The organism is Fulvivirga sedimenti, assembly GCF_020328055.1.
Genome location: NZ_JAIXNE010000004.1, coordinates 1,155,527 through 1,167,549, shown reverse-complemented (window position 1 = coordinate 1,167,549; position 12,023 = coordinate 1,155,527). Strand labels below are relative to the sequence as shown.

General features: G+C 44.9%; 13 protein-coding genes. 2 read left to right on the top strand and 11 right to left on the bottom strand.

Annotated features, from left to right (window positions below):
- Positions 1-20 precede the first annotated feature (20 nt).
- The 7 genes from LDX50_RS23170 to LDX50_RS23140 all read right to left on the bottom strand — a co-directional run bounded on the left by LDX50_RS23170 (position 21) and on the right by LDX50_RS23140 (position 7,186).
- A complete protein-coding gene (locus LDX50_RS23170) occupies positions 21-596 on the bottom strand; it encodes a hypothetical protein (protein ID WP_225698591.1) in 576 nt (191 codons plus the stop codon).
- A gap of 14 nt (positions 597-610) precedes the next feature.
- Complete coding sequence (locus tag LDX50_RS23165) at positions 611-1,153, bottom strand: nucleoid-structuring protein H-NS (RefSeq protein ID WP_225698590.1); 543 nt, start codon at positions 1,151-1,153, stop codon at positions 611-613.
- Positions 1,154-1,345: 192 nt separating this feature from the next.
- Complete coding sequence (locus LDX50_RS23160) at positions 1,346-2,251, bottom strand: Cbp1 family collagen-binding glycoprotein adhesin (protein WP_225698589.1); 906 nt, start codon at positions 2,249-2,251, stop codon at positions 1,346-1,348.
- A gap of 22 nt (positions 2,252-2,273) precedes the next feature.
- The gene (locus LDX50_RS23155) at positions 2,274-2,747 is read right to left on the bottom strand and encodes a response regulator (protein WP_225698588.1); all 474 of its coding nucleotides are present in this window, start codon (positions 2,745-2,747) and stop codon (positions 2,274-2,276) included.
- Between the two features lie 134 nt (positions 2,748-2,881).
- The gene (locus LDX50_RS23150) at positions 2,882-4,222 is read right to left on the bottom strand and encodes a sigma-54-dependent transcriptional regulator (RefSeq protein WP_225698587.1); all 1,341 of its coding nucleotides are present in this window, start codon (positions 4,220-4,222) and stop codon (positions 2,882-2,884) included.
- Between the two features lie 52 nt (positions 4,223-4,274).
- Positions 4,275-4,682, bottom strand: a complete 408-nt coding sequence (locus LDX50_RS23145) for a response regulator (RefSeq protein ID WP_225698586.1) — start codon at positions 4,680-4,682, stop codon at positions 4,275-4,277.
- Positions 4,679-7,186, bottom strand: coding sequence for an ATP-binding protein (locus LDX50_RS23140; protein ID WP_225698585.1), 2,508 nt, complete (start codon positions 7,184-7,186; stop codon positions 4,679-4,681). The genes LDX50_RS23145 and LDX50_RS23140 overlap by 4 nt, the downstream gene beginning before the upstream one ends.
- 132 nt (positions 7,187-7,318) lie before the next feature.
- Here LDX50_RS23140 and LDX50_RS23135 point away from each other — a divergent pair, with 132 nt between their 5' ends.
- Together LDX50_RS23135 and LDX50_RS23130 are read left to right on the top strand one after the other, a co-directional pair.
- Positions 7,319-8,368: a M42 family metallopeptidase gene (locus LDX50_RS23135; protein ID WP_225698584.1), complete on the top strand. Its 1,050-nt coding sequence runs from the start codon at positions 7,319-7,321 to the stop codon at positions 8,366-8,368.
- Positions 8,369-8,374: 6 nt separating this feature from the next.
- Positions 8,375-8,974, top strand: a complete 600-nt coding sequence (locus LDX50_RS23130) for a carboxypeptidase-like regulatory domain-containing protein (protein WP_225698583.1) — start codon at positions 8,375-8,377, stop codon at positions 8,972-8,974.
- On the opposite strand, the gene crcB is transcribed toward LDX50_RS23130, so the two are convergent.
- From crcB to LDX50_RS23110, 4 genes are all read right to left on the bottom strand, one after another.
- Entirely contained in the window at positions 8,975-9,346 is a 372-nt protein-coding gene (gene crcB, locus LDX50_RS23125) for a fluoride efflux transporter CrcB (RefSeq protein WP_225698582.1), read from the bottom strand.
- 2 nt (positions 9,347-9,348) lie between these two features.
- Entirely contained in the window at positions 9,349-9,795 is a 447-nt protein-coding gene (locus tag LDX50_RS23120) for a hypothetical protein (protein WP_225698581.1), read from the bottom strand.
- A 33-nt stretch (positions 9,796-9,828) separates the two neighbouring features.
- On the bottom strand, positions 9,829-10,845 hold the full coding sequence (locus tag LDX50_RS23115) for a hypothetical protein (RefSeq protein WP_225698580.1): 1,017 nt from the start codon (positions 10,843-10,845) through the stop codon (positions 9,829-9,831).
- A 90-nt stretch (positions 10,846-10,935) separates the two neighbouring features.
- The gene (locus tag LDX50_RS23110; RefSeq protein WP_225698579.1) at positions 10,936-11,958 is read right to left on the bottom strand and encodes a glutamine synthetase beta-grasp domain-containing protein; all 1,023 of its coding nucleotides are present in this window, start codon (positions 11,956-11,958) and stop codon (positions 10,936-10,938) included.
- Between the last annotated feature and the right edge of the window lie 65 nt (positions 11,959-12,023).

The following is a 12,023-nucleotide window of genomic DNA, read 5'->3' as shown; positions in this document are numbered from 1 at the left end:
CACTAAAAAAATGATGTATTTCATGCAGTGGTTTCAGTCACACGAATATCTCCTAAAAGAACGTCCCAGAACTCAATAACGCGTCCCTGAATCTGGGTTTTTTTACGTTCCACATAAATGGTAATATCTTTTTTCGTGGTGTCCTTGTAGGATAGTCCGTCATCAGACTCACCTTCAAATCGCTGATAAACGGTAACTACACCAACATAACGGCCGTCAGGCTGTCGTTCCAGGTCGCTGATATAATGGATATCATACCACTTGATATTCACCCGGTCGTAGTTCAGAGCCATTAGACGCTCAAAATAGCGGCGGATCTTGTAGTAATTGATCTCCTGCGTGGTGAGCGAGGAAACGCCAATTTCACTGTCATCGGCAAATAACTCTTCAGCCCGGTCCATCACGCGCTGGGCTTCTGAGAAAGGAGTTTCCTTATTGCCGATGATGCTGATATACTTACTGAGGTCACGAACTTTTTCAAGTGCAAGGGAGTCGATTGCCTGCTTTCGCTGTGGGCTGATATCGGCGGTCTGGGCCTGAAGACCAGCAGAAACAGTGAGCAGACAAATGAATGAGAAGACGAATAGTTTATTCATGATAGTCGGGTTCATTAAAGTTCTTTGATTAATTCCAGTTCGGTAATTTTACCGGCGGCATCGTATTTTACCTCGAAGATCCGGTTAACGTTGTTCTTTGTATCCTTAAGGTAATTCAGGTATTCCTTGATGGTAGTCGGACGGTCATAATCTTTCTGACCTCCGTCTTCGCTGATCACAATGAGTACCGGAGTTTCAGGAGATGCAAAGAGAGACATGGCTTCCTGCATGCTTTTGCTGGATGATCCGGTTCCGGATGCGATGGCGTCGAAGTATTTTTCAAGTCGGCGTTCCGGCGAGTTTTCAGCGGCAGCGGCGCGCTCGCGCTCTGCAGCGAGTCGTTCTTCCTCTGCTTTTCTGCGGGCGGCTTCTTCTGCTTCTGCACGACGTTTTTCTTCCATTTCGCGCTCAATTCGCGCTTTCTCTTCAGCGGCTGCAGCTGCTTCTGCTGCCTTCTTCTTGCTTTTACAACCGGAACCTCCCACCAGGGCAATTGCGATTATGCCAAGCATCAGATATCGTAAAGATCGTTGGATGATGGATGAGTGTTTTTGCATTTTCTGTTGTGGTTTTGTATGGATAATGTACGGATACAGAGGATAGTTAAAAAATTTCTGCAGCCAAACAAAAGTAAGATATCTTACAGTGCTTTAAAAAGGACTTCAGCGTATTTATTTTAACGGTAATTTATGCAAAGAAGGGCACTTTCGTGCCCTTCCCGCGTATATGAATCACTTCAATCAACAGATCTACTCAACCATCACTACCAGGTATTTCGAAGATGCCCAGAATTTCTCGGGATCAAGGATTACCAACTTCTCTATTTTCTCTTCCGCGTTCATTTCGAATTCATATGATCCTGCAGGGTGAATGGAAACCAACTCAACCTTTTTTGCAAGAACAGGAATGCTTCTTACTTCTGTGATATCAATCTTGCTGAATGCCTCAGTGTTGATCTTATCATTTAGTTTCTCGGTGCTTCCAAGGCCGAGTACACCACCTTCTTTAACTACAACCTGCTCATCACGCAGATCTTTGTAAGATCCGATCGCAACATAGGCAGTATTCATGGCTTCAGTCTGATTCTCAATCTTCGACTTTTGCTCCTGGATAGTAGCCAGCTGCTGTTCTTTTTCCTGTGAAAGGGTGTCAATTCGTGAAGTTAACGTCACCACATTTTTAGCAAGTTGCTCTTTCTCAATGTTCAGCGTTTCAAGATCAGTTTTAAGGGCAACAATTTCCTCATCTTTCTGCTTTATGCGGTAGTTAAGGTTTGAAACCATCTTCTTGAATTCTGAATTCGAGCTTTCAAGTTTGTCCTGAAGACTTGCGATCTTTTCCTTATTCTCTGCCATCAATGTGTTGATCGCCTGTACATCAGATACAATAGCCTGCTTGCTATCCTTGTTCTGATACTCTACGTTATCAGAAGTTGCCGTGTTGATGTTTTCCTCACGGGCTTTGATCTCCTGAAGGTTCGCTTCAATCTCATTGAAGGTCTTCATGTATTCTTCCAGTTCCTTGTTCAGGTTCTGGGTCTGTGTTGCAAGTTCCTGATTTTCACTGCTCAGCTGATCAATCTTGTCCTGGTTACAGGCTACAAATGCGGGGGCTGCCAGTACGGCAACGGCGATGAATTTATGTATTCTTTTCATGGTTTATGGATTTTGCTTTTAATTAATTCATTTGTTCTGATCCTGACTTGGCATCCAGGATCATGATGCGCTCCAACAGAATGTCTCCGATAATCTTTCGAAGTACTGTTGTAATTTTTTCAGTGGCATTCCGGTCTTTATGGATGAACTCATAAATGCCGTTATCAAATAATGACATGGTGAGTGCAGGATCCGATGAGGCCGAAACAACGATGGTCTTACAATTCGGACAGTAATTCTTTATGGCCTTTAAAAGATCCATACCTGCCAGGGGAATTTCTCCCAGATCATTTTCCAGGTAATAATCCATGATTACAATGTCGGTGTCTTTTTCAAGATGCTGCAGGGCAGACTCTGCCAGCTGAAATATCTTGACATCGTAATTCAGGCCAATCTCCTCACGTGTCATATGATTCTTCAGGTTCTTTTCCAGAATAGCGGCATAATAAATGTCGTCTTCTATGATCAGTACCTTTAAACTCTTTGTAAGCTCCATATCGGTGTTATTCACTATGCCAACTGATATGCAACTGATATACCAATAAGTTAATTGATTGATAGTGAGGGTATAACGAAATTTTAGAGGGCAGTAAATTTTTGCAAAATGAAAATTTTTTGCAAAATGAAAGGTTATTCCTCCTTTTTCAGGATCCTGTAAATGGTGGAATAGCTGATGTCAAGTTCGCGTGCAGCTTCCTTGATATTGTCGTCGTGCTTTTTCAGGTAGAGCTTGATAATGTTAAATGTGTGTTCACGCAATGTGAGTCCTTCCATCGGCGGTTCGTACAGTTCATCATTTTTCCGAAAGTTGATGTCATCGGCCAGAATCTGTTGCCCGTCAGACATAACCGTGGCCAGCTCCATCACAGATCTGAGTTCACGAACGTTTCCAGGGTAATTATGACTCATTAGCTTTTTCTTAGCCTCCGGGTGAATTGCGGGGACGGGTTTTCCGTTGTTTTTACTGAATTGATTCACAAAATATTCTGCCAGAAGAATGATATCCTTATCGCGGTTCCTCAGCGGGGGCATTTCTATGGTAAGTCCGAACAGCCTGTAATAAAGATCTTCCCTGAACCGTCCTTCTTTTACCTCTTTGAACAAGTCCCTGTGTGTAGCAACTATAATTCGACAGTCGATAGCTACGGGTTTGTTACTGCCGATTCGCACGATCTCCTTTTCCTGCAAAACTCTCAGCAACTTGACCTGCAGATTTGGATCCATTTCTCCAATTTCATCCAGGAAAAGGGTTCCTTTATCGGCTTCCTCAAACTTTCCAACCCTTCTGAAGCTGGCCCCGGTAAATGCTCCTTTTTCATGGCCGAACAATTCACTTTCGATGAGCTCTGCAGGAATGGCGCCCATGTTCACTGCGACAAACGGATGGCCGGCCCTGTTGGAATTATAATGAATGGCCTTCGCTGCTAATTCCTTTCCAGTACCCGTTTCACCGGTAATGGTTACCGTAATATTACTGTCTACAGCCTTGGTGAGCAGTTTGAATATATGCTTGATGGGCTCACTGTCGCCAATTATTGCTGTGCCAAAATCGTATTTCTTCTGAACTTCCTGTTCGAGTGTGGCTACCCGTCGTTTCAGCGAGGAATGATTACGGATATGCTGAATTGTATTGAGAAGACGGTCACGGATATCCCGGGTTTTTACAATATAATCATAGGCTCCCATTGTCAGGAGCTCCACGGCCGTTTCTATTTTATCCTGTTCTGAAATAATGATCACTTCGGCTTCCGGACAAAGCTGACGTGTCCTTTTTAACAATTCATTTCCCTCCATATCCGGCAAACGGTAATCCAGGGTAACCACATCCGGACAATTTGCCAGGGATTTCAGAAAATCTGTGGCATTACTGAATTTACGGACGGTAAAATCAGGATTCAGCGAAAGTGTATGCGCGAGAAGTTCGCGATACCATTCATCATCTTCAACCACATAAATAGTAAAGGCAGCCATGCGATGCTAAAATAGTGAATAATCTGAATTACCCCCTAAGGGTTGAGCAACCCTATTTTAGCCGGTCTGTCAGAAGTACAGTCAGATTGTCTTCCAGGTCCCGGTCCTTTTGCAGGAATTCGCTGGCGCCCGATGAAATAAGGTCCTGCTTAAACATGGACCAGTCTTCCTGCTGGGAAACGATCAGGATGTACGCATCCGGAACCGTTTTATGAATATCCGAGAGGAGGTCATAAGCTGTGGATGTGATATCATTGCATGAATCAAGGTAGAAATCCAGTAAAATAACGGATGGATTCAGATGAAGATGCGCCATACACGCTTCCCCGCTTTCGAACGATTGAATCGTAACAGGTATCTGAGCTTTTGTTGAAATTCTCTTTACGAAAGCAGTTAATAATCCATTGAAATATGCGTCGTCATCAACGACAAAGATCAGATTGTTTTTGGTTGGAATCATAATGCCGAACTTGCCTGTCGCTCCGTGAATTTACGTAATTCCTCTTCAACAAGCGGATACATCTGATCCATTTCCCTGCATAGTTTTTTATGATCTGTTAAAACATCCTCCATCTGTTCGTCTTCTGCCGCGTGTTCCATATGACGAAGCAATTCAACAATTTCAACAAAGCCCAGGTGCCTGCAGGGAGGGATCATTTTATGGGTGAGCGATCTGATGTGTTTCAGATCCGTATTCTCGACTGCTTCTTGCAGCTGCGCAAAATCCGAACGGCTATTCTTGAGAAAAATACCGAGCATATTGATCACGAATGAATCATCCCCGTTGGCGAGGTTGATGAGATCTGTCATGTCCAGATGAGGGGATGCGTCTGGAATGGGCCCTTCCGGAGTATTGTTCAGATACCGGGAGAGCGTGTTGTACATATCTTTTTGTGTAAACGGTTTGAGCAACATACCGTTCATGCCAGCACCTTCACTGGCCTGTTGTTCCTTCGGTGATGCGCCGGCTGTGAGTGCGATGATGGGCGTATCCCTGTTGAGGCTGTTAGAATTTCTTATGTTAGCGGCGGCTTCAAGTCCGGTCATCCCGGGCATTTGTATATCCATCAATATCAGGTCAAAATATTCCTTCGAAGCAAGGTGCACGGCTTCCGTACCATCTGAAGCAAGCGTCACAGAAAGGTTCCATTTTTGTAGGATGGTTTCGACCAGTTCCCGGTTGAACTCCTGGTCATCAACCGCGAGAATATGCTGACCGCCGAAGGAAGGAATGATATCCTGTTGTTTTTGTTCCGGTATGTCTTTTTGATCTCCTTTTCGGTAGTGCAGGGTGATCGTAAAAGTTGTGCCTTCCCCGGGTTTTGATGCCACATGGATATTTCCATCGTGTGCTGCCGTGATTTTTCTTACAATAGATAATCCCAGACCGGTTCCTCCATATTCCCGGGCTGTGGAGGTGTCGGCCTGTGCAAATTCCTTAAAGATCTGGTTGATCTTGTCCTGCGGAATTCCCACCCCTGTATCTGTTACCTCCAGGATTACTTTTACACTCTCATTCCCATTCCCATTCCCATTCCCATTCTCATTCTCATTCTCATTCTCATTCTCATTCTCATTCTCCTTCTCCTTCTCAGCAAGTAACCGAATTTCAATGCCGCCTTCACGCGTGAATTTCAATGCGTTGCTTACCAGGTTAATAATGATCTGATTAAACCGGACAGGATCCCCGATGAGCACCGGCGGAAAATCAGGAGCAATGGTTGCTTTCAGATATAACTTTTTATCCTTTGCCTGCTGCATGAAAAGATCCGCAATTTCCTGGGTCTCTCTGGCCGGATTAAAGCCCACCTGTTCAAGTCTCACTTCACCGGATTCAAGTTTAGCGTAATCCAGGATGTCGTTTAAGAGCTGCAGTAAATGCTGACCGGATCGCTGGATTTTATTCACATGGTTTTTTTGAGTCGGGTTGAGCGGGGAAGCTTCCAGTTGCTCGGTAAACCCAATCACGGCATTAAGCGGAGTCCTGATCTCATGGCTCATATTAGACAAAAAGTCTTCTTTCACGCGTGCCAGCTTTTCTGCCTTGTCCTTTGCCCGGGCAAGCTCTTCGCGATTTCGCTGATTTCGGCTAATATCGTTGAAAATGATTAGTAAAAGTCCGGCAAATACGATCAATGCCAGGACCATGATGGTACTGATCGTTGTCTTTGCATTTTCTGAAGCCGTTGTCAGAAGCTGTGTGCGGTCTGCGGTCAGTCCGAGATCAATTTTCTCAAATTCATCAACTACCGAACGGATTTCATCCATCACACGGTTGTCCCTGCGGGTTAAAGATTGTTCCCGTTGTTTGCGAAGCTGCGCTGTCTGATAGGCTTCCTGGCTGATTCTTGTCAATGCCTCATCGACCTGTTCGGAACTAAGATCCTGCCGCACGGTATCTCCGAACAGGGAATCGCTCGGAGTTGTATTATTACGGTTGTTGCCAAACAGTTTCTTCCAGATACTGGAATTGTTTTCGCTCTCAGGGTCCAGATCGCGAATGGTGCTTAGCTCTTCCGGGACTTCTTTTTTCTTCAAAATCTCGATATCGGCACGCACACGTTGAAGTACACTGCTGTCCTTTCCTGTCTCCTTGATTTCTATGAGTTGGCGAAGAATGTCAAATTTATTTTCGATCAGGGAATCAAGCTCTTCCAGTAAAAGGATCTGACTGCTATCGGCGGTCAGGGTTCTTAATTCAATCAGCTTGCTGTCAATATTGTATGCAGCATCACCGAATGAAGACAGGGAATTTCGGTTTTCTGTGATGGTATAGGTGCGAACACTGCTTTCAGCATCAAGCAGATCCTGAAAAACTTCTTTGAGTACATTCAGCTTACGGTTCGGTTCGGAAGCCTCTTCTATTGATCTGATGGAATTATTGATGGAAGTCCGCCCCAGTATTCCAACGACTACCAGCGTAACGAGTGCCAGGACAAATAAAAGGAGGACTTTTCGTTTCATAAATTCCGATTCACAATTCGTTCACAAATATCTTCATGATATTAACGATTTCATTGCATTTCATTGTCCGCGATCGGCGAAAAACAAGTAATTTTCAGGACAGATGTAATGTATTAAAATGAAATCTCTGATATGGCAATAAACGTAAAATTGCTCAAAAAAATTTGCGAGGCACCGGGAGTGCCGGGATATGAGCAGCGAATCCGAAGGATGATTATCGATGAAGTAACACCGCTGGTCGATGAGTGTCATGTGGACAATATGGGTAACATTATCACTATTAAAAAGGGTAAGTCCTCAGACAAGCGCGCAATGGTTGCGGCCCATATGGATGAGATAGGCTTCATGGTGACTCATATCGATGATAAAGGGTTTGTAAGGTTTACTACGCTGGGGGGCTTTGATCCCAAAACCCTGACCGCACAGCGCGTGATCATACATGGGAAGAAGGATGTGATTGGAGTGATGGGCACTAAACCGATCCATGTTATGTCGGCCGAGGAGCGTACCAAGATGCCAAAAACCACCGATTTTTACATTGATCTGGGAATGGAAAAGAAGGATGTGGAAAAGGTGGTTTCCATTGGTGATCCAATTACGCGCGAACGGGAACTTATTGAGATGGGAGATTGTGTTAATTGTAAGTCGATCGATAACCGTGTTTCTGTTTTTGTGCTGATCGAAACGCTCAGAAAAATAAAAACTACGCCGTTCGATGTTTATGGTGTTTTTACCGTGCAGGAAGAAGTAGGAATCAGAGGTGCCAATGTTGCCGCCCATACGATCAATCCGGATTTTGGGTTTGGTTTAGATACCACGATAGCCTTTGATCTGCCCGGTGCACAGCCCCATGAAAAAGTAACATCACTAGGGCATGGTACGGCCATCAAGCTGATGGATGCCAGTGCCATATGTGATTACAGGATGGTGGACTACATGAAGAAAACGGCCGACAAGAATAAGATTAAGTGGCAGCCTGAAGTGCTTACAGCAGGGGGAACGGATACGGCAGGTGTTCAGCGAATGGGTAAGAACGGTTCAATTTCCGGAGCAATTTCAATTCCAACCCGGCACCTGCACCAGGTAATTGAAATGGCTCATAAAAAGGATATTGAAAGCAGTATCAAGCTATTGGGTAAGTGTCTGGAATCACTGGATACCTATGATTGGGAGCATAAATAGAAGATAATGAATTGGCGATTTGCACTGGTAGTAATTTTCGTTCTGGGCAGCGTAGAGCTCAATGCCCAGCGTGTAGGAAATCCGATATTGCTAACCGGGGTTGTGATGGATGCCGATCAGCAAAAAGCATTGCCGTACGTGAATATCCAGCTTGGAGGTACGGTTTACGGAACTGCCAGTGATTCCAACGGCTATTTTTCAATTTTTATTAATCCGGGTGATACACTGCGATTCACTTCAATCGGATATCGCCCGGCCTATTTTGTCATGCCTTATGAGGTTTCGAATAAGCGGTATTCGTTGATCCAGTTAATGTGGCAGGAATCGATTCTGCTTCCGGAAGTGGTGGTTTTTCCATGGCCAACGCTGGATCATTTCAAGGATGCTTTTCTGGATGCGGAATTGCCTGTAACGCAGGATGATATTGTTCGTGAATTTCAAGCGGATGTGCGGCAGGAGGTAAAAGCGAATCAGCTCACTGAATATGAAGCGGATCAGCAACGGTATCAGCGATTGTATGAGCTGAATCTGATATTTCCGCCCAATAATTTTCTTAACCCCATGCGCTGGTCTAATTTCATCAGGGATGTGGGTAAGAAAGAGTAATCAGATTGCCTTTCCAATCACAATGCCGCCAAAAATCATCAGTATGCCGATGGCAAAACTGGCGACAGTATAGCCGGCCAGCTGCAGATATTCCTGGTTGTTGAACATATTCCAGTTCTCCAGCGCAAACGTTGAAAAAGTGGTAAAGCTTCCACAAAATCCGACTGCGAAAAACAACCGCGCAATATTCGTTTCCGCACCTCTTATCAGGAAATATCCAATGAAAATCCCCAGGACAAAGCTTCCCAACATGTTTACCGTGAAGGTTGCCAATGGCATATTCCGTTCTTTTTCCAGCCATATATAAAATAAATACCGGCAGATACTGCCAGCAAAACCACCCAGGCCAACAACGAGTAAATTTTTAATCATAGTTAAATTCGGATTTGTTTACCGGCGCATTTGGATTTCAGGTATTTGAGGGTCTCTTTGTACCTGGAATGTTCCTGCATCGAGATATCAAGTGTCTTGTGTGTTGAATGTTTGATCTGAAGTTCACGGTAAGTGCCGGAAGCCGTTTTAATTGATTCCTCCTTCCAGGAAATGATCTCTTTCACTGAAAATTCGGTGTGCCTCATTCTAACCGGGTAATGCACGTGTATTTTACCTTTTCCTATGCTGATCCTTTTATAGGACCAGAGCGTTCTGATTAATATGGCAGTTCCAAGTGGTAAAAACAGAATGGCCAGGACATACTTGTACCACGCGGCATGTACATCGTTGATGAGTCCGAATAAACCATAGATGCCACCGGCCATCGATATCAGGACAAACAATCCGATTGATATCAGCGTGCTTGATTTGGGTTTTACCAAAATCATAGTTAAAGGTACATTTTTCCCCTGAATTCTTTTTTAAAGTACAGTGAGTAAGCTTTGGCGAACTAAGGCGCCCATGCTTTCGCATTTAAGAAATTCCTTGTTCCGGTAATGTTGTGCAAGGTCCTTGCGCAATGACTTTACATTTTCAGGCGGGGCCAGCGTATCCGCGGTCATCACATCGAGCAGCTCGTCGATCACTTCGCGACCTGCTTTCAGCCTGTTAGCAATGAGTGAACGTTCTTCTTTCTGGTATTGCTTCACTGTTTCGGGGGTCAGGCAATGAAGACCTACCTCGATCAACGCATTATTCTGCTTAAAATATTGGGGCAGGTAGATGGATTTTCTTCCTTCATAGGACTGCTGGTCAAAGTCAATCGCCCGGATCCGATATACCACATCTTCAAAATCCGGTGTGATGTCCACGACGAAATTACTCGAATGCATATCGCCCAGCAGTCGGATAAAACAACGCTCGTTAAATTTTACAAATTCCTTGCTCAGTCGGGTGGCATTCAGATGCTGGTCGTTCAGATAGGTCTTAATGAACTGGTCTCCGGGAATTCCAATGATATGTTCCTCTATCAGCGTATTCTCATGCACGAGATAGCTGATCCTGTTCGGGGATAGCAGGTGTTCGAGTTCCAGGCCATAAATACGGGAAGCATCGGCATTTTTGATATAGAAGTAATCAAAGTTGTCATTGATGCGGTTTACCACCCGAACCCGGAAGGGCTGTGTGTTTCCATAAATACACAGGTCGATGCGGTCAATAAAAAGGTGCTCCATAACCGACATATCTCCGTCGGCCTTCAAAAGGGCGTAAATCTTTTTTACGCTGTTATGGATTGCCTTCATGTCATCCTGTGAGTAGATAACCGTTTCCCACAGGGTATCATGGTCATTCTTGTCTATTAATGGTAGCGAATTATCGTACCGGAGAAGATCGGTATAGGTAATGGGCAAATCGGCTTCCCGTCCATTATGGATGAGATAACCGCGGAGACCCCGGCTGATCGGATAGGGTATTTTCTTTTTGGAGATAACGGCCATGTGACATAAATACAAAAATCCGGCCGCATTGTAAAGTGTCGGGGAATGAATAGGGCGGAGGTTTGTGTTCGCCCCCGCCCTGAGAAACTGTTATTGCATTACTGCGACTTCGGCAGTTTTTACGGTCTTGATAATGCGACCCGCAACTTTGTACGGGTCTGCATTGGACGCAGGACGCCGATCTTCCAGCCATCCCCTCCAGCCGTTTTCAACCGTTCCGATTGGAATCCGGATGGAGGCGCCACGGTCTGAAACCCCATAGCTGAACTTGTCTATGGATTGCGTTTCATGCGCTCCGGTAAGACGCTGGTGGTTGTCTGCACCATATACCTCAATATGCTCGTGCTTAACGGGCTCAAATGCCTGGCAGATTACGTCATATACATCCTTTGAGCCGGCTTCACGTAATGTGGAATTCGAGAAATTGGCGTGCATGCCCGATCCATTCCAGTCACCTTTTACAGGTTTCGGGTGCCAGTTCACCGACAGACCGTATTTTTCTGCAGTCCTTTCCAGCAGGTAACGTGCAATCCATACCTGGTCACCGGCACTCTTTGCACCTTTTGAAAAAACCTGGAATTCCCATTGTCCAGTTGCCACTTCCGCATTGATTCCCTCAACGTTGATACCGGCTTCAAGGCAAAGGTCCAGGTGTTCTTCAATGATTTCCCTGCCGTATGCGTTGGTTGCTCCAACTGAACAGTAGTAAGGACCCTGCGGACGGGGATATCCTGCTTCAGGAAATCCAAAGGGCAGATTTGCGGATGGGTTCCAGAGGAAATATTCCTGTTCAAATCCAAACCAGAAATCATTATCATCATCATCAATGAGGGCACGACCATTGGTGATGTGGGGCGTGCCATCCGGATTCAGAACCTCGGTCATCACCAGGTAGCCATTGGTGCGTGCCGGGTCCGGAAAACAAGCAACAGGCTTCAGCAGACAATCTGATGAATGGCCTTCTGCCTGTTGGGTGGAGCTTCCATCGAAACACCACATCGGGCAATCTTCTACGTTGCCACTGAAATTTGAAACGATTTTTGTTTTGCTGCGAAGTCCCTGGGTTGGCGCGGTGCCATCAAGCCAGATGTACTCAAGTTTTGATTTTATCATGATTTAAGATGTTAGTGGTTCAAATTTTACCCCAAAAATAATATTTAGATATATAAATTTTAATT